Annotated in this window: 19 protein-coding genes; 10 read left to right on the top strand and 9 right to left on the bottom strand. The window is 33.4% G+C overall.

Features of this window, described 5'->3' with window-relative positions:
• Positions 1 to 69: 69 nt before the first annotated feature.
• The 6 genes from C8C87_RS03175 (at position 70) to C8C87_RS03150 (ending at position 7403) form a co-directional block, all read left to right on the top strand.
• Positions 70 to 1176, top strand: a complete 1107-nt coding sequence (locus tag C8C87_RS03175) for a glycosyltransferase (protein ID WP_121341090.1) — start codon at positions 70 to 72, stop codon at positions 1174 to 1176.
• The gene (locus C8C87_RS03170; protein WP_121341089.1) at positions 1167 to 1718 is read left to right on the top strand and encodes an RNA polymerase sigma factor; all 552 of its coding nucleotides are present in this window, start codon (positions 1167 to 1169) and stop codon (positions 1716 to 1718) included. Before C8C87_RS03175 ends, C8C87_RS03170 begins: the two co-directional genes overlap by 10 nt.
• A gap of 373 nt (positions 1719 to 2091) precedes the next feature.
• On the top strand, positions 2092 to 2913 hold the full coding sequence (locus C8C87_RS03165; RefSeq protein WP_121341088.1) for an energy transducer TonB: 822 nt from the start codon (positions 2092 to 2094) through the stop codon (positions 2911 to 2913).
• Between the two features lie 348 nt (positions 2914 to 3261).
• Positions 3262 to 4131 (top strand): lipoyl synthase, encoded by an 870-nt coding sequence (gene lipA, locus C8C87_RS03160; RefSeq protein WP_091171698.1) that lies wholly within the window; start codon positions 3262 to 3264, stop codon positions 4129 to 4131.
• A 75-nt stretch (positions 4132 to 4206) separates the two neighbouring features.
• Complete coding sequence (gap, locus tag C8C87_RS03155) at positions 4207 to 5202, top strand: type I glyceraldehyde-3-phosphate dehydrogenase (RefSeq protein WP_121341087.1); 996 nt, start codon at positions 4207 to 4209, stop codon at positions 5200 to 5202.
• A gap of 29 nt (positions 5203 to 5231) precedes the next feature.
• Positions 5232 to 7403 (top strand): ATP-binding protein, encoded by a 2172-nt coding sequence (locus tag C8C87_RS03150; protein WP_121341086.1) that lies wholly within the window; start codon positions 5232 to 5234, stop codon positions 7401 to 7403.
• Between the two features lie 4 nt (positions 7404 to 7407).
• On the opposite strand, the gene C8C87_RS03145 is transcribed toward C8C87_RS03150, so the two are convergent.
• Positions 7408 to 8220 (bottom strand): purine-nucleoside phosphorylase, encoded by an 813-nt coding sequence (locus C8C87_RS03145; RefSeq protein WP_121341085.1) that lies wholly within the window; start codon positions 8218 to 8220, stop codon positions 7408 to 7410.
• Positions 8183 to 9241, bottom strand: coding sequence for a tetraacyldisaccharide 4'-kinase (gene lpxK / locus C8C87_RS03140; RefSeq protein ID WP_121341084.1), 1059 nt, complete (start codon positions 9239 to 9241; stop codon positions 8183 to 8185). Before lpxK ends, C8C87_RS03145 begins: the two co-directional genes overlap by 38 nt.
• Positions 9242 to 9406: 165 nt before the next feature.
• Between lpxK and C8C87_RS03135 the strand changes: the two genes are divergently transcribed.
• The 4 genes from C8C87_RS03135 (at position 9407) to rluF (ending at position 13086) form a co-directional block, all read left to right on the top strand.
• Entirely contained in the window at positions 9407 to 10504 is a 1098-nt protein-coding gene (locus tag C8C87_RS03135) for a Nif3-like dinuclear metal center hexameric protein (RefSeq protein ID WP_121341083.1), read from the top strand.
• A 3-nt stretch (positions 10505 to 10507) separates the two neighbouring features.
• Complete coding sequence (locus C8C87_RS03130; protein WP_099713298.1) at positions 10508 to 11287, top strand: zinc ribbon domain-containing protein; 780 nt, start codon at positions 10508 to 10510, stop codon at positions 11285 to 11287.
• A 38-nt stretch (positions 11288 to 11325) separates the two neighbouring features.
• Positions 11326 to 12177, top strand: a complete 852-nt coding sequence (locus C8C87_RS03125) for an alpha/beta fold hydrolase (protein WP_121341082.1) — start codon at positions 11326 to 11328, stop codon at positions 12175 to 12177.
• Positions 12178 to 12273: 96 nt separating this feature from the next.
• The gene (rluF, locus tag C8C87_RS03120; protein ID WP_099713300.1) at positions 12274 to 13086 is read left to right on the top strand and encodes a 23S rRNA pseudouridine(2604) synthase RluF; all 813 of its coding nucleotides are present in this window, start codon (positions 12274 to 12276) and stop codon (positions 13084 to 13086) included.
• 43 nt (positions 13087 to 13129) lie between these two features.
• On the opposite strand, the gene C8C87_RS03115 is transcribed toward rluF, so the two are convergent.
• The 7 genes from C8C87_RS03115 to ffh form a co-directional block, all read right to left on the bottom strand.
• Positions 13130 to 14518, bottom strand: coding sequence for a DUF4153 domain-containing protein (locus C8C87_RS03115; protein WP_121343276.1), 1389 nt, complete (start codon positions 14516 to 14518; stop codon positions 13130 to 13132).
• A 53-nt stretch (positions 14519 to 14571) separates the two neighbouring features.
• The gene (locus C8C87_RS03110; protein WP_099713301.1) at positions 14572 to 14865 is read right to left on the bottom strand and encodes a transcriptional regulator; all 294 of its coding nucleotides are present in this window, start codon (positions 14863 to 14865) and stop codon (positions 14572 to 14574) included.
• Between the two features lie 2 nt (positions 14866 to 14867).
• Positions 14868 to 15482 (bottom strand): hypothetical protein, encoded by a 615-nt coding sequence (locus tag C8C87_RS03105; RefSeq protein ID WP_121341081.1) that lies wholly within the window; start codon positions 15480 to 15482, stop codon positions 14868 to 14870.
• Positions 15483 to 15640: 158 nt separating this feature from the next.
• On the bottom strand, positions 15641 to 15775 hold the full coding sequence (locus C8C87_RS15940) for a hypothetical protein (protein ID WP_255415443.1): 135 nt from the start codon (positions 15773 to 15775) through the stop codon (positions 15641 to 15643).
• A gap of 89 nt (positions 15776 to 15864) precedes the next feature.
• Positions 15865 to 16791 carry a magnesium transporter CorA family protein gene (locus C8C87_RS03100; protein WP_121341080.1) on the bottom strand — a complete coding sequence of 309 codons (927 nt, stop codon included), beginning with the start codon at positions 16789 to 16791 and terminating at the stop codon, positions 15865 to 15867.
• Positions 16792 to 17015: 224 nt separating this feature from the next.
• Complete coding sequence (locus C8C87_RS03095) at positions 17016 to 17897, bottom strand: bifunctional 5,10-methylenetetrahydrofolate dehydrogenase/5,10-methenyltetrahydrofolate cyclohydrolase (protein ID WP_099713304.1); 882 nt, start codon at positions 17895 to 17897, stop codon at positions 17016 to 17018.
• Positions 17898 to 17975: 78 nt separating this feature from the next.
• Entirely contained in the window at positions 17976 to 19325 is a 1350-nt protein-coding gene (gene ffh, locus C8C87_RS03090) for a signal recognition particle protein (RefSeq protein WP_099713305.1), read from the bottom strand.
• Positions 19326 to 19431 lie beyond the last annotated feature (106 nt).

Below are 19431 nucleotides of genomic sequence, written 5' to 3'. Positions count from 1 at the left end.
AGATTGTATTTAACAATTCACAATTCTATTCATACCTTTGCACTCGATTTAAAAACTCATTAAACTCAGATGCTTATACTAATTCTTTACTTTTTTATTTTTATTGTTGTTGTTCAAATTTCGTACTATCTAGGTGTTTTTGGAAAATTTGCTTTCGCCAAAGCGCAGAAAACAACCCCAAAAAGAATCCCGATTTCGGTGATTGTCTGTGCCAAAAATGAAGAAGAAAATGTAGCTAATTTTATTCCTCTGCTTGCGGAACAAAACTATCCTGATTTCGAAATTGTTCTGATTGACGATGCTTCAAGTGACGCTACTTTGGATATATTTGAAGATTTTGAAAAGCAATATCCTAATGTTCGCTTGGTAAAAGTGGAGAACAACGAAGCCTTTTGGGGAAACAAAAAATACGCATTGACTCTAGGAATAAAAGCCGCCAAAAAAGAGTATTTATTATTCACAGATGCTGATTGTTACCCAACTTCAAGAGAATGGATAACAGCAATGAGCTCTCAATTTACCATGCAAAAGACAATTGTTTTGGGTTATGGTAAGTATGAAAAAATTCCTAATTCATTGCTGAATAAAATAATTCGTTTTGAAACTTTATTGACGGCTATTCAGTATTTTTCATGGGCAAAAATTGGACATCCTTATATGGGCGTGGGTAGAAATTTAGCCTATAAAAAAGAGGAATTTTTCAATGTAAATGGATTCATCGAACACATGCAGATTCGTTCTGGTGATGATGATTTATTTATAAACCAAGCCGCAAAAGCTAAAAACACAACTATTGCCTACACACCGGAAAGTTTTACACTTTCTAAACCAAAAACCACCTACAAAGACTGGTTGACCCAAAAAAGAAGGCATATTGCTACGGCAAATTATTATAAACCTCTTGACAAACTACAGTTAGGAGCATTCTATTGTTCACAATTACTATTTATTATATTACCAATCATATTGTTAGCCTTCCAGTTTCAATGGATATTAGTTTTAAGCTTAATCGCGTTACGTTATCTTGTGGCATGGATTGTGGTAGGATTTTCGGCAGGTAAACTTAAAGAAAATGATATTAAATTCTGGTTTCCTATTGTTGAAATAGTACTTATCTTAACACAAATCAATATCTTTATAACAAATATATTCTCAAAACCAGTACATTGGAAATAAACAAACAAATAGAAAAAGCAAAACAAGGTGATCAGGTTGCCTTCACTTTTCTATTGGATTATTATTGGAATGAAGTGTATGGTTTTATGCTCAAACGCACCGAAAATGAAACTAATGCCGAGGACATTACCATTGAAACATTCTCTAAAGCGTTCGATAAAATAGCCACATACAACTCGGAATTCCAGTTTAATACTTGGCTTATCGCCATTGCAAAAAACGTACACATCGATTTATTACGAAAAAAGAAATCGAGTCTTTTTGTCGAAATTACCGATGAACAAGATCAGCAAGCCTACAATATTGCTGACACTACTCCATCAGCAGAAGATGAATTGATTACCGAGCAAAATCTTTCTCAGTTATTGCAATTCATCAAAGAATTGAAACCACATTATCAAGAAGTGATTCAGTTGCGCTATTTTCAGGAAATGAGTTACCAGGAAATTGCCAATAAAATCGATGAACCTTTGAGTAATGTGAAGATTAAATTGCTTCGCGCCAAAAAACTTCTGGCAGAAATTATTCAGAATAAAAGGTAGTTTTTATTTTAAACAACATAACAAATCCCTTAGAAGTCAATCATTATATGCTTTAGGCACACCAGCATCAGGAAATCCATTTCAAATACAAATTGGATTTAAATATGCTTTTTAAACCCTACTAACAGAATTATTTAATACAAGAACAAAGCGCATTCATTGATTTGGATGCGCTTTTTTTTATGAATTACTCCAACTTTAAGGACTAACCAAACAAATTAATCAACGTTATCGTTAAATAAATAAACATAAAACTAAATAAATCAAAAATAATTATTAAATTTATATACTAAAATTCTTATTTTACACGTTATAAAAATAAAACACCTCTGCTTATGATTTAATTATTACTTAACCACTAAATCCATAAATTATGTCAAAACTAAGCATTTACGAGACCGGTTGGATTAACCTTGTTTTCCAAGACCGAAACAAAGAATATGGAGCGTATCAATTACGTCAGGAAAGTACTAAAACATCATTAACGGCACTTTTTATGGGTGTATTATTTTTATCGGGGGCTTTAAGTATTCCCGTAATCATTTCCTATCTGAATCCCAATAAAGGAATCACGATAGGTATTCCTGAACTTACAAATACTGTCGTCCAACTTACTGACATAATTCCCAATCAGCTAGAAGAAAAAAAGACTCTTCCTGAGATAAAAACCAAAGCTGTTGAAGTGCCCGTTACAAGCGAAAAACTTGTTAATCCTGAAATTGTTCAGGCTTCACAAGCAAATCAGGACATTGCAAAAAACACCGACAATACTAGCGTAACAAATACAAGCGCTGAAGGAACTGGAACTGTGGGTATAAACCCAACTTCTTCCTCGGGAACTGGAACTGAAAGCGTAACGCCCGTTGATTTGGGAAATACTATTGTAAACAGCGTTGCTTTGGATAAACTTCCTGAGTTCCCAGGTGGAATTAATAAGTTCTACACTTATGTGGGTAATAATTTTGCAAAACAAGAAATAGACGGTAGCGGTTCGATTCGAGTATATGTTTCTTTTGTAATTGAAAGAGATGGAAGCATGACTGACATTCAGGTAAAAAGAGATCCTGGTTATGGCTTGGGAAAAGAAGCCGTTCGTGTGTTGAAATCCTTGAAAACAAAATGGTCACCTGGAATGATTGATGGAAAAGCAGTACGAACTGCCTATAACCTTCCCATTACGGTACAGATGAATTAAATATAAAAAGAAAAGCTTCAATTAATTTTGAAGCTTTTCTTTTTAATACCTTTTTATTCTTTTTACATTTTATCCTAAAACAACAAAAAATTCTAATGTATCCCTGATTACTTCACAAAACCTTTATTTAATTTAGGAGTTTAGTGAATTACATTTGCAGTGGTATCACATGCTCATTGCGAGAAACGCAGCGATTAGTGTGAATATAACGAAAAGCAGGACGACTATTTCCTAAAAACAAGCAAATAGTATGCTCCTAAAACATCCATTTCTCTTTCTTCAAATAAACAAATAAAGGAATCCACAAATAAACTACATTCCTTATCTTTGTGCTCTGAAAATTGATATATGGAAACTGTTTTAGAAAATACTTTACCTGTGGGAAAACCGAAATGGTTGAAGGTAAAACTCCCAATAGGCCAAAAATATACAGAGCTTCGCGGCTTAGTTGATAAATATAGTTTAAACACGATTTGTACTTCGGGAAGCTGCCCAAATATGGGTGAATGCTGGGGCGAAGGAACGGCTACATTTATGATTTTAGGAAATGTATGTACGCGTTCTTGTGGTTTTTGTGGTGTAAAAACCGGAAGACCAGAAACGGTGGACTGGGATGAACCTGAAAAAGTGGCGCGTTCTATAAAAATCATGAATATTAAACATGCCGTAATTACCAGCGTTGACAGAGATGACTTGAAAGATGGAGGCTCCATTATTTGGATTGAAACCGTGAAAGCCATCCGAAGAATGAACCCAAACACAACACTGGAAACTCTGATTCCGGATTTTCAAGGTATCGAAAGAAATATTGATAGAATCGTAGAAGCGAATCCTGAAGTGGTTTCTCATAATGTGGAAACGGTTCGCAGATTGACGCGTGAAGTGCGCATTCAGGCCAAATACGACCGAAGTCTGGAAGTGTTGCGCTACTTGAAAGAAAAAGGAATCAACAGAACAAAGTCTGGAATTATGTTGGGTCTTGGCGAACAAGAAGAGGAAGTTTATCAAACGATGCGAGATTTACGTGAAGCCAATGTTGATATTGTAACGATAGGCCAATACTTGCAACCGAGTAAAAAACACTTACCGGTAAAGGAATTTATAACACCGGAACAATTTGCAAAATACGAGCAATTTGGTTTGGAATTAGGTTTCCGCCATGTAGAAAGCGGACCGTTAGTTCGTTCATCTTACAAAGCACAAAAACATATTTTATAAATAGTTTATTCGTTTATTTGTTTAATCGGTTAACCAAATAAACGAATAAACGAATAAACGAATAAACGAATCCATTTGAAAACAAGAATTGCCATAAATGGTTTTGGAAGAATCGGCAGGAATTTATTCCGATTACTTTTAAACCATACTTCTATAGAAGTTGTTGCCATAAATGATATTGCCGATAAAAAGACAATGGCGCATTTAGTAAAATATGACAGTATTCACGGTGTTTTACCATTTGCGGTCAGCGATGATGAAAAAGGAATTCTGGTCGATGGAAATCATTTTTTGTTTTTTCACGAAAAAAGCATTTCAAACCTGGATTGGAAAAGTTTAGATATTGATTACGTAGTTGAATCTACCGGTAAATACAAAACTTTTGAAGAACTTAATTCCCATATTATTGCTGGTGCCAAAAAAGTGATTCTTTCTGCACCTTCGGAAGTAGACACTATAAAAACGGTAGTGCTGGGTGTAAATGATTTTATTCTTGACGGAACTGAAACTATCATTTCGAATGCCAGTTGCACCACGAATAATGCAGCACCGATGATTAAAGTGATCAATGAGCTTTGCGGTATAGAACAAGCGTACATCACTACCATACATTCCTACACGACAGACCAGAGTTTGCACGATCAACCTCATAAAGATTTACGTCGCGCTCGCGGTGCAAGTCAGTCCATCGTACCCACAACAACTGGAGCGGCAAAAGCATTGACAAAAATTTTCCCTGAGTTTGAAGGTAAAATTGGCGGTTGCGGTATACGAGTACCCGTTCCCGATGGTTCTTTGACTGATATTACTTTCAATGTAAAACGAGCGGTGACTATAAATGAGATTAACAACGCGTTCAAAATTGCCGCACAAACAAATTTAAAAGGGATATTGGATTATACTGAAGACCCGATTGTTTCTGTTGATGTGATTGGCAATAAAAATTCATGTATATTTGATGCACAACTAACTTCTGTTATTGATAAAATGGTAAAAGTTGTTGGGTGGTATGATAATGAAATAGGTTATTCGTCCAGGATTATTGATTTAATTCTTTTAACAAAAAAATAAAATAACCCCAAGAAAAAATTCAGTTGTTAATGAAGTATTTTTTTGCTTTTATTGTTTTTTTTTACTCTTCATTGTATTCTCAGCCCAATGAGGAAAGAGACAGCACAGCATATTACAGCAGTTTAAGCAATTCTAATATTCAGACAAATAATTATAAAGAGGCGTTATTGCATACTCAAAAAGCAATAGATTACGCTGAAAAAAACAAGAATATTAAAGACCAAGCGCAGCAAACTTGTAATCTTGGAAAAATTTATTTTGATTTAAAAAAATACGATGATGCAATAGAAACGTTACTGAAAAGTGCTGCATTATTTTCGAATTTTGAGCCCAGTTTAGAGCGTTCTGCAACCTACTATCATATTGGTTTGTGCTACATGCAAAAGCAAAATTATGACAGAGCTTCAATATATTTTGAGAGGGCAAAATCTATCAATGATAAATTACGAATTCCTGATACTGCTGAATTATTTAACCTTCAAAAAGGGCTCATTTACAAATCAAAGAATAAATTAGATTTAGCATTATCTTCTTTTAAAGTTATAATTGCAAAGCCTGACAATGCAGCTTTGACAAACACTAAAGCAGAAGCCACTTATCAAATAGGAAAAATTGAAGCCAGCAGAAATAGGAACAACTTAGCTTTAAACTATCTGAATAAAGCATTAGAATTAAACAGTAAATCTGAAAACCTAGAACAGAAATCAAATATTTTGCTTGCCTTGAGTGATGTTTATGAAAAAACGTTAGATAAAAATAACGCCTATTTCTATTTAAAACAACATCTCAATTTAAAAGAAAATATAACAATTCTGAACAATGAAAGACTAGGTATAGATGATTACCAAAAGTTCAAAGAAACAGAAAAATTAAAAGAAATTGCACAATCCAATTATGAAAATAAAGAACAGGAAAAGGCTAATAAATTTTCTAAACTAATCAGTATTTTCGCCATTGCCTTAATTTCAATTTTATCTTTATTAAGTCTATCCTTGTACAAAAATAACATCATTAGAAATCAGTCAAATTTATTGTTGCAAGAAAAAAATAAAGAATTAGAAATTGCTAAAGACAAAGCAGAAAAAGCATCCAAAGCGAGATCTGAATTTCTATCAACTGTAAGCCATGAACTTCGAACTCCATTGAATGCCATCAATGGTATCACTCACTTATTATTGGAAGAAAACCCAAAAAAAAATCAATTGGACTACTTATCTTCCTTAAAATTTTCAGGAGATTATTTGACAAAATTCATCAATGAAATTTTAGAAATTAATAAAATTGATTCTCACAAATCAGAAATTGAATACACCAGTTTTAATCTGAAAAAATTATTGGAAGACATCAAACATTCTTTGAAAGAGTTGGCTGTGGTGAACAACAACGATTTTAAACTTGAAGTTGATGCTGCTATTCCGGATTATTTAATTGGTGATCCAACAAAATTATCACAGATAATAATGAACTTGATCAACAATGCCCTAAAGTTCACAAAAAACGGAAACGTTACCGTTATCACCAATCTTGAAAGATTGGAGGATAAAAAAGCAACTTTATATTTTGAAATAACTGATACCGGAATAGGAATACCAGAAGACAAATTAAGTAGTGTTTTTGATAGTTTTTCGCAAGGCTCCATAGAAGTGAATCGCAAATATGGCGGAACCGGTTTAGGATTGACTATCGTAAAAAAATTAATCAAAATCCTTGGCGGACATATCAAACTTAAAAGTGTGGTAGGCGAAGGTTCTACATTTTCATTTAACTTAGAATTTCAAATAAGTCCGCAACAGGAATCTCAAATTGAGAAAAAACCAATGATAAAATACGATGCCGCTAAATTAGTAAACAAGAAAATTCTGTTGGTTGAGGATAATAAAATCAACCAAATGATTACCCAGAAAATGTTGGATAATAAAGGAATTATCTGCGAAATAATTGACAACGGTGAGGAAGCAATCGATTTATTAAAAACTAATACATTCGATTTAGTTCTTATGGATGTTCACTTACCTGGCATAAACGGAACAATTGCAACGGAAACAATACGAACATTTGACAAGGTTACTCCTATCATTGCTCTTACTGCAATCTCATTACATGAAAACCGCGAAATGCTTTTATCGTTCGGAATGAATGAAGTAATCACTAAACCATTTGTGCCAGAGGAATTTTACAGTGTAATCGCTGAATATATTTAGATTTCTAATAGTTTAAAATCAATTCTTTAATAAGACTTCTTACTTTTGGCTCTGCCTTTTTTGCTGCTTCCAATACTTCGTCATGTGAAATAGTCCCAATACTTTCTTCATTTCCCATATCAGTAATTACTGAAATACCAAATGTTTCCAAATCCATATGTCGCGCCACAATCACTTCGGGAACAGTAGACATTCCTACACAATCTGCACCAAGAATTTTTACCATTTTATATTCAGCCAAGGTTTCAAAAGTTGGCCCTTGTAAACCCAGATAAATTCCTTCATGAACTTCGATGTTCAATACTTTAGCCAGTTCAGTAGCTTTAGCAATCATTTTTCTCGAATACGGTTCACTCATGTTTACAAAACGAGGTCCAAAACGTTCGTCATTTTTTCCACGCAAAGGATGTTCCGGTGTCATATTGATATGATCTGTAATCATGACAATAGAACCCACTTTGTAACTTGGATTTACACCACCCGAAGCATTTGAAACTATTAATTTCTCAACTCCTAAAAATTTCATCACTCGCACCGGAAAAGTAACTTCAGTCATAGAATATCCTTCATAGAAATGAAATCGTCCTTGCATAGCAACAACTTTTTTATCTCCTATTGTTCCAAAAACCAATGCCCCTTTATGACCTTGCACTGTCGAAACAGGAAAGTTTAGAATTTCATGATAAGGCAACGTATACTCTACTTTCATTTCATCTGTAAAACTCCCCAAACCTGAACCTAAAATCACACCATATTCTGGTGTGAAATTGATTTTCCCTTTAATCTGACTTACCGTTTCTTGTACTTGTTCCCACATAATCTATAATTGTTTTATCAAAATTATCTCTCCGTTCCGACACTTCGGAATCGGGACCCGAAACGAAAGAACTTTGTATTGGTAAATAAAAAAGTTGTTCGCTTGGCAAACTTCCTTTTAATCGTACATAATCTTTTTCGGTAGTGATAATAATATTGTTTTGAGCTAAATTTTTAATTTCCAAAATGTCTTTATCGGTAAAATTATGATGGTCCGGAAAAGACAAACAGACATCATTGGTATCTTGCAAATAGGCAAAAAACGGTTCCGGTTTTGCAATTCCTGCCACCAGTAATTTAGCCGCCGATTGAATTTCATTTACATTTATCTTCCTATTCTCTGCATAAATAAAATCTTCGTATGCAATAAAAGTAAAGTACAATTCCTGATCTTCAGAAACTTTTAATCTGTTCTTAATATCATCCTGTTGTTCGAGCGAAAGATTAAAAGGACATTTGGTTACAATAATAACGTTCGCTCTTTTTGCTCCGCTTCGGCTTTCTCGTAAATTTCCAGTTGGCAACATAAAATCATCCGAATACAAATCACCGTAAGAAGTGAGCAAAATATAAAAACCTGCTTTTACTTTTCGATGTTGAAAAGCGTCATCAAGCAGAATCACTTCTGGTTTTTCTTGTTGCGAAAGCAATTGTTCTATTCCATTTTTCCTATCAGCATCAACTGCAACTTGTATTGAAGGAAATTTTTGAAAAAACTGAAAAGGTTCATCGCCAAGAATAGCTGCATTTGTATTGGCTTCCGCCAAAATGAAACCCTTAGATTGCCTTTTATACCCGCGGCTTAACGTAGCAATTTTATATTTATTCGAAAGCAAGCGAATCAAATATTCAATTTGAGGTGTTTTTCCGGTTCCGCCAACACTAAGATTTCCAACAGCAATAACGGGCAAATCAAAAGAATACGATTTTAAAATCCCTTTATCGAAAAGAAAATTCCGAATACTCGTTATCAAACCATACAAAATGGCAAACGGAAACAGTAATTTTCGCAGTAAATTCATTATACGAAAGTAGAATATTTTATTTTAAAGTTGATTTGTTTATTCGTTAATTTGTTTATTCGAAATTCCAGAATTAAACAATCAAGAATCTGATGTTATGAAATCGAAGATTATTGCATCCGTTAGCCTTTTAGGCTCGGGTCACAAATACTAAAAAACTAAACGATGAGTAAAATCAAAGAAATAATTTCCGTACTCGAAGAAATGGCACCACTCGCCTATGCTGAAGATTTTGACAATGTGGGATTATTGGTTGGAGACCAAGAATCTGAAGCAACTGGAATTCTGGTTTGCCATGATGCTTTAGAAAATATAATTGAAGAAGCGATTGCAAAAAATTGCAATATGGTGGTTTGTTTTCATCCCATATTATTTTCGGGTTTAAAAAAAATAACGGGAAAAAACTACGTAGAACGAGCCGTAATTAAAGCCATAAAAAATGACATTGCCATTTATGCCGTTCACACCGCTTTAGACAATCATCAAGAAGGCGTGAATAAAATATTCAGTGAAGCATTAGGATTGATAAATACTAAAATCCTAATTCCGAAGGAAAATTTCATTCGGAAATTAGTGACATATACAATTCCTGAAAATGCAGAAGAGGTGCGAAATGCATTATTTGATGCCGGAGCCGGAACGATTGGAAATTATGAAAATTGCAGTTTCAATTCGAAAGGAGTTGGAACCTACATGGGAAACGAACACAGCAATCCACAAGTTGGAGAACGGTTTGAGTTTGTACAAGGCGACGAAATTAAAATCGAAGTCACTTTCGAAAAACATTTGGAAAACAAAATCCTGAAAGCATTATTCAAAAGTCATGCGTATGAAGAAGTCGCGTATGAGATTTATGAATTGCTAAACAAGCATCAAAATATTGGTTTGGGAATGATTGGCGAATTAAAAAATCCCATGAGTGAAAAAGAGTTTCTCCTTTTTACGAAAGAAAAAATGGAATGCGGTGGCATTCGACATTCTAACTTCACAGGAAAAGAAATAAAAAAAGTAGCCGTTCTTGGCGGAGCAGGAAGTTTTGCGATAAAAAATGCGATTCAGGCTGGAGCAGATGCGTATTTGACTGCCGATTTAAAATATCATCAGTTTTATGAAGCCGAAAATCAACTACTATTAGCTGATATTGGACATTTTGAAAGCGAACGCTATACAAAAAATTATATTGTTGAGTATCTTCGGAAAAAAATCCTTAATTTTGCAGTTATTTTATCAGAAGAAAATTCAAATCCAGTTAAGTACTTATAGAATATGGCGAATACGAAAGAATTAAGTGTTGAGGACAAGTTAAGAGCAATTTACGATTTACAACTTATTGACTCTAGAATTGACGAAATCAGAAACGTAAGAGGAGAACTTCCTTTAGAAGTGGAAGATTTAGAAGATGAAGTGGCTGGTTTAAGCACACGTTCAGAAAAATTGAAAAGTGAACTTGAAGTTATCGAAGATCTTATCAAGGTAAAAAAGAATGCAATTGATGAGCACAAAGAGGCTATCAAAAAATATACGAAACAACAAGAAACGGTTCGTAACAACAGAGAATTTAATTCGTTGACTAAAGAAGTTGAATTTCAAGAATTAGAAATTCAATTGTCTGAAAAACAAATTAAAGAAATGAAAGCTTCTATCGAACACAAGAAAGAAGTAATTTCAAATTCAAAAGAAAGATTAGAAGCAAAATCTAATCACTTGAAGCATAAAAAATCAGAATTAGATGCTATCATGGCTGAAACTGCTAAAGAAGAAGCATTCTTATCTGAAAAATCAGCTGAATACCAAGGATTAATCGAAGAAAGATTATTAGCTGCTTACACTAGAATCAGAACTAGCGTTCGTAATGGTTTAGCAGTAGTTTCTATTGAAAGAGGTGCATCTGCAGGATCATTCTTTACTATTCCTCCACAGACACAAGTAGAAATTGCTTCAAGAAAGAAAATCATTACTGATGAACATTCAGGAAGAATATTAGTAGACAGCGTATTAGCTGACGAAGAAAAAGAGAAAATGGAACAGTTGTTTTCTAAATTCTAATTACATTTAAGTCCCGATACACATCGGGACTTTTTTTTATGAAAAAAATATTATTTTTTATATTCACTAAATCTATTGGGATATACATTAACCTTTTGAGTTTTGTATTTCCAAAAAAAGCTTCGCAACTTGCGTATGCCTTTTTTAGTGAACCTCGAGAAGGCAAGTTATCAAAAACCAGTCTTCCGGAAATTCTACAAGAAGCACAATCTGAAACGTTTCAAAATGAAGAACATTCCTTTCACACTTATACCTGGAAAGGGAATGACACCGTAATACTTTTAGTTCACGGCTGGGAAAGCAATGCTTCTCGATGGGGAAACTTACTTCCGTATCTAAAAAAATCAGGAAGTACCATTATTGCAATTGACGGTCCTGCTCATGGATTATCCAGCGGAAAAGAATTTAGCATTCCTAAATATGCGGAATTTATTCATATTGCTGTCGAAAAATTCAAACCTCAATATCTTATCGGTCATTCTATTGGCGGAAAAACCTGTTTGTATTACCAATCTGTTTATCAAAATGACTCCCTAAAAAAAATGGTGATTCTAGGATCTCCGAGTGACTTCAATATCATATTAAACAATTACATTGCGTTATTGAGTTTAAATGCTAAAATTTCAAAATCCTTAGAAGATCATTATCTAAATAATTTCAAACTCAGTCTGGAACAATTTTCAGGTAAATTATTTGCTTCTAAAATAAGTATAAAAGGACTAATTGCTCATGATATTGACGACACGGTAGTTTTATTCGAAGAAGGAAAAAAAATTGCTGGAGCATGGGAAAATGCAGTTTTTATTGAAACCAAAGGCTTAGGACACAGTATGCATGACGCCGAATTGTATCAAAAAGTATCTGATTTTTTATTTGAATCGGATAACTAAATAAAACATCTGCGAAATTTTTTACATATTTCCTGTTTTTTCAAATAAACAAATAACCGCATAAACGATTAAACAATTTAGTACTACTTTTGCAGTATGGAAGAAAATTTAAAACGCCTCAATAAATTCATAGGAGAAACTGGGTATTGTTCCCGTCGCGAAGCTGATAAAATCATTGAAGAAGGTCGTGTGACCATCAATGGAGTCGTTCCCGAATTAGGCACAAAAGTTTCCCCAAATGACGAAGTGCGTATTGACGGTAAACTAATCCGTGAGAAAAATGAGAAACCCGTTTATCTTGCTTTCTATAAACCTGTAGGAATCGAGTGTACCACAAACCTTGATGTTCGTAATAATATTGTGGATTACATCAATTATCCCAAACGTATTTTTCCTATCGGAAGATTAGACAAAGCCAGTGAAGGCTTGATTTTCATGACCAATGACGGTGATATCGTTAATAAAATATTACGCGCGCGAAACAATCACGAAAAAGAATATACGGTAACTGTAAACAAACCCATCACCGATCGTTTTATCGAAAGAATGGGAAATGGAGTTCCTATTTTGGATACCGTTACGAGAAAATGTAAAGTGGAACAAATTAGTAAATTCACTTTCAAAATTATCTTAACACAAGGTTTAAACCGTCAAATTCGTAGAATGACAGAATATTTAGGATATGATGTTACGGCTCTAAAACGCATCCGAATTATCAATATTTCACTTGATGTTCCTGTGGGACGTTACCGTGATTTGACCGATGCTGAAATCAAAGAATTAAACGAATTGATTGAACCTTCAAGCAAAACAGAAGAAGCCAGTTTACCTAAAACAGAAGCGCCAAAAAGAAGGACTGAATTCATAAAGAGAGATGATCCCAGATTTAAAAAAAGAGGCGATTATTAAAAATATAAAAATCCCATCCGCCGCCGCTGATGGGATTTTTTTTTTATTTATTAGTTTTTAAAAACTCAAAATAGAGCGATCTCGACAAAATCGTTTCATTTTGAACACGCTTTACATAACCCTCTTTATAGTAGTATTTGTCTTCCACCTCTTCCGGGTGAAGTTTAAAATAATCATAATAGGCTTTATCATTAAAGTTTAAACTTCTCAGAAAACGTTGTTCAACACCTTTGTTTACCGAAATATTATAATTGGTAATCAGATTTCCCCAGTTGACAAAACTGCATAGTAGGATTGTCCCGTAGAAATACCAAATCATTTGATTGAAAAGAAAAGCATTTGTTTTTTGCTTGGTGATTTTTATAAAAGAAATAACCAATCCAATTATGGCTAGAATCAAGAAAGCATAAACACCCAATCTTTTATAAGTCAATCCGAAAAACGAAACGTATTCTGTATTTTTGATGATAGTACATATTATTAAAATTCCGTTTAAAAGAATCCAAATCTTAGCTAATTTTTTAAGATTTTTAGCTTTTTCATCAAAATTAAATCCTCCTTTAAAATAGAATAAAATAACACCAACTGCCATTATGATTGAGAGAATAACGGCATTTACTCTTTCGTGTGTATCAGAACTTAAGTTAGATTTTTTGACCACTTCAAAAAACTGTTCGTAATTATAAGTTGCAATGAAAATCAAAAGCAACGCATTTAAAAGAAATAACGTAATCTCGCCACTTCTTCTTTCAAAATCAATATCCAGAAACGAAAATGAATTTTGATTTTGCGTTTTGGCTTCTTCCTTAAAATCATTGTCCAGTAAATCATTCTTTTCATAACAAAGCTCAGGAATCCAATAATTCCAGAAAGTGAATGAAATAAAAAATCCTAAAACGGTAAGTACAAATGCTTGCCACGCATCAATATCTAAATAATAACCGGTAAACAAAGACGAAAAATGATCGCTTCCAAAAGAATACACGATTAAAAACAATCCAAGAAATAGGATTGGAATAACAAAATAAGCAATCAGTTTTTTAGCAAAACCGTTATTGACTTTTCGCTTAGGAAGATATTGACTGAACATCAATATGCGACCTAACGAAGCGATTCCGTTGATAAACACCAAAGGAATAGCCTGTAACAATTTAAGTTTTGGTTCCTGGGTTTTGAATTGTAAAAAGATAATCGACAAAGCCATAGCTAAAAACGACGGAAAATCTCCATACCAGGCAAACGCAAAACAAGACAGAACCGATGTAACCACTAAAACCAAATGCAACCTACTGGTAAATTTCTCTTGGAAGAAATAACATATTAAGGCGGTTTGCATCATCCCGAAAATGGCCCAATTAAGACCCAAATCTTCGTTGTAAAAAAGCAGTGTAAAAACCAAACTGCTGGCTAAAATAAAGTGTAGTTTTTTCATAGTAAAAAATTTAAAAGTACTTTGCATTTCAAAGTATTAAGTTAAAAAAAGGGTTATTTCGATTTGATTAATTTTTCTAGACTATTTAAGTGGGAAACAAAAGCTGCTCTACCCATATTGGTAACACGATACGAGGTTTTTGGTTTTTTACCTACAAACTCCTTTTTTACTTCTATATATCCTGATTTTTCCAATGCAGAAGAATGACTTGCTAAATTACCATCGGTAATATTCAATAAAGATTTCATTTCAGTAAAATCAATCCAATCGTTAACCATCAAAACAGACATAATGCCTAATCTGACTCGACTTTCGAAATCTTTATTTAATTTATCAATGATACTCATTTCTATTTGTATTTTTTGAACACAATTATTCCGTAAAGGATATGCAAAATTCCAAATCCTATTGCCCAAAAAACAAGTCCAAACCCAAGATAAAAAAGGGAAATACAACCTAAAACAATCTCACATGCACCTAAATATCTAATGTCCGAAAAAGTATATTTACCAGCATTAATAAGTGCTAAACCATAAAACAATAAAGTGACAGGAGCAATAAGAGCAAATAACTGGTGGTACAAAAGTGCCATGCAAAACACGCCTCCAACCAATAAAGGAATCGCTAGATTCAGTAACATTTTTTTAGTAGTATTAGTCCAAACCGGTAAATCAAACTTTTTACTTTTTCTCAAAGTAAAAAATATACCCGATCCTAATGCTAAGACCAAAATTGCCAAAGCAATGAATGCCAGTTCGATTATTAAATCATAACTGTAGCTTTTTTGCTTACCATCAAAATATTCAATGCCATTATACTTAAACAGCTGATAGGCATAAATTGACCCAGCCAAAGCAAATAAACCGGCAAATACTCCTGAAAGGCCACTTAACGAAATAAATCTTGAAGAGCGCTCCATCATGGAACGAATATGTGATAAATCTTCTTGAAGCTTTTGACTCATAAATAAAGTACTTTGAATTACAAAGTTATTTATTATTTTTAGATTTCAAAATAGAAATCGATTTAATTTTAATAAATTTTATAAAATGTATGTTTATACAATGGAAATACCCTCTATTTAAAGGAAAAGTTATTGTAAAGATTTCTTTTTCTCAAAATCTATTTTGAGCCTACAGAATCCCAACCTCTTTTAAAAGAACCAATAGTAGAATCCCAATCGTAGATTGACTCTATGATAAAAAGCGTAGCAAATCCTAAGAAAAATATTTTTATGTCTCTGTTTGAAACTTTCATTTTTATAATATTTAATTATTTGTCTAAATATATAAAAACTATTTCATGAAATGTCAAAAAAAGTAAGATTATAAATGTTAATTATAAGATCAAAACCATCTTTTTCTTTTGAACAAAAACACACCAAAAGCAGATAACAAAATAGATACAGAAATGACAATCCATATTCCATAGCGGTTATCTTCTAAATCATTAGGGACATTCATTCCATACAAACTGGCAATCAATGTTGGAATCATCAGAATTATCGAGATTGAAGTCATCTGCTTCATAATCGTATTCATATTATTAGAAATCACAGAAGCATATGCATCCATAGTTCCGGTCAAGATGTCGCTGTAAATATTAGTGGTTTCTTGCGCCTGACGCAATTCAATTTCAACATCTTCCAATAAATCCAAATCAAAATGTTCCTTTTGAGATTTTATATTCTTGATTCGATGCAACAAAATATCATTACCTTTCAACGAAGTCATGAAAAATACCAAACATTTTTCTATTTGTAGTAAAGCCTGTAATTCTTCATTCTTAATTGACTTTTCTAGATTGTCCTCGGCTAATTTTATTTTTTGGTTGACTTGCTTTAAGTATTTCAAAAACCAAACACTGGAAGAAAGCAATAACTTCAACACTAAATCGAAGTTGTCTTTAATGTTGATATTCTTGCGTTTGGTATAAGTAACAAAATCCGTAAGCATTTCCGTTTTATGAAAACTAATAGTCATACAAACTTCTCCTTTAAAAACAACTCCGACAGGAATTGTATGAAAAGGTAATTTTACATCATTACTCTTCACAGGAATTCGCATGATTATCAAAGTCCAACCATTTTCAATTTCTATCCTTGGTCTTTCGTCAATATCTTCAATATCGTTATAAAATGCTTCGGGAATTTGTAAGTCTTCGAGTAAATATTTTTTTTCTGCTTCGGTAGGACATTCAATATTTATCCAGCAGTTTGGAGTCCATTCTGTAGTGGCAATTAATCCGTTATTGTTTTTGTAAAAAGTTCTCATTTCAAAATTCTATAGGTTTATTTACAGCATCTTGAAAATAGTTCAAGAGCTATATTAGTTCAACATTTCCGAATAATAATCGTCCATTTTAAAGGTCTTTTTTTTAAGTGGTGCAAAAGTATTCTTTAAATTCCGTTTTAACATCAATTATCAGAATTTTATACATTTTAAAATAAAAAAAGCCTTAAACGTATGTTTAAGGCTATCAATTAAAAACTATTTTTTTATTTATTTCTTTTCATTTCCCTTGCCAAAAGCGTGTTTTTCAACAACATTGCAATGGTCATAGGCCCTACTCCACCTGGAACTGGAGTGATAAAAGATGATTTTTTACTTACATTTTCAAAATCAACATCACCCGTGATTACATATCCTTTTGGGTGTGAGGCATCTTCTACTCTGGTAATACCAACGTCAATTACTACCACTCCCTCTTTTACCATATCGGCTTTCAAATAATTCGGAACACCAAGAGCGGTGATAATAATATCAGCATTTTTGGTGTATTCTTCAATATTTTTGGTTCTACTATGCGTAAGTGTTACCGTTGAATCACCAGGATATCCTTTGCGACTCATCAAGATACTCATGGGACGACCCACAATATGACTTCGTCCAATAACTACGGTATGTTTACCAGCAGTTTCTACTTTGTAACGCTCTAACAATTCCATTATTCCATAAGGAGTTGCGGGCAAAAAGGTTTCCATTTCCAAAGCCATTTTTCCGAAATTGGCAGGATGAAAACCATCCACATCTTTATCAGGATCTATAGCCATCAGGATTTTCTGCTCGTCAATGTGTTTGGGCAACGGCAATTGAACAATATAACCATCTAAATCACTATCTTCATTTAGTTCTTTTATTTTTGAAAGCAACTCTGTTTCAGTAATCGTTTCTGGCAATGCCACTAAAGTAGATTCAAAACCAATTTGCTGACAAGACCGCACTTTACTGCCAACATAAGTTAAGCTGGCTCCATTAGTACCAACAATAACGGCTGCTAAATGAGGTACTTTATCCCCATTGTCTTTCATTTTTTGTACTTCTGCAGCGATTTCAGTCTTAATATCTTCCGCTGTTTTTTTTCCGTCTAGTAGTTGCATTTTAATTTAGTTTATAGTTTTAAAGCCGAAAGTCTTAAAGTCATTACAACCTTAAGACTTTCGACTTTTGACTCATTTTTATCTCATTCCTGGCATTCCACCTTTCATGCCACCCATCATCTTCATGAGGTTTTTTCCTCCTGGGCCTTGCATCATTTTCATCATCTTGCTCATTTGTTCGAACTGCTTCATCAATTGATTTACCTGCTCAATTTTGGTTCCTGAACCTTTAGCAATTCGAGCTTTTCTTTTTACATCAATCAAAGCCGGCTTGCTTCTTTCAATTGGAGTCATCGAATGAATGATAGCTTCAATATGTTTGAAAGCATCGTCTTCAATCTCAACATCTTTCATGGCTTTTGAAGCACCTGGTATCATTCCAACCAAGTCTTTCATATTACCCATTTTCTTTACTTGTTGAATTTGAGAAAGGAAATCATCAAAACCGAATTCGTTTTTAGCAATTTTCTTTTGGATTTTTCTTGCTTCTTCTTCGTCAAATTGCTCTTGGGCTCTTTCTACCAAAGACACAACGTCTCCCATCCCCAATATTCTTTCGGCCATACGAATTGGATAGAACACATCAATTGCATCCATCTTTTCCCCAGTACCTACAAACTTGATTGGTTTATTAACAACCGATTTAATCGAAATTGCTGCTCCACCGCGCGTATCACCATCTAATTTGGTTAAAATAACACCATCAAAATTTAATCTTTCATTGAAGGCTTTTGCCGTATTTACTGCATCTTGACCTGTCATTGCATCAACAACAAACAAAGTTTCATTAGGTTGAATCGCTTTATGAACGCGTTCAATTTCGTTCATCATTTCCTCATCGACTGCTAAACGACCCGCAGTATCAACAATCACTACATTGAATCCATTTGCTTTAGCATGCTTGATTGCATTTTGAGCAATTTCTACTGGATTTTTATTTTCTGGTTCTGAATAAACCTCTACTCCTATTGAATCTCCAACAACATATAATTGTTGAATCGCCGCAGGACGGTAAATATCACACGCAACCAATAATGGTTTTTTATTCTTTTTTGTTAAAAGATAATTTGCCAATTTTCCTGAGAAAGTAGTTTTCCCTGAACCTTGCAAACCTGACATTAAAATAATCGATGGATTCCCTGAAAGATTGATTCCGGCAACATCACCACCCATTAATTCTGTCAATTCATCTTTTACTAACTTAACCAATAATTGTCCTGGTTGAAGGGTAGTCAATACATCCTGACCTATTGCTTTTTCTTTTACTTTAGTGGTAAAATCTTTGGCAATTTTAAAATTGACATCGGCGTCAAGCAAGGCACGACGAACTTCTTTTAGCGTTTCGGCTACATTTACTTCGGTGATTTTTCCATGACCTTTAAGTATATGAAAGGCTTTATCTAGTTTATCGCTTAAATTATCGAACATAGTATTAATTTATTTTGAGATGCAAATTTAAGCATTTGATTTTGAAGTTGTATTCATAATATTATAAAAAAAACAGCCTTTTTTGAGACTGTTTCTAAAGTTTTAC

Origin of the sequence: Flavobacterium sp. 120, assembly GCF_003633605.1 — a bacterium.
Lineage (GTDB): Bacteria > Bacteroidota > Bacteroidia > Flavobacteriales > Flavobacteriaceae > Flavobacterium > Flavobacterium algoritolerans.
This window is presented reverse-complemented; position numbering and strand designations above follow the sequence as displayed.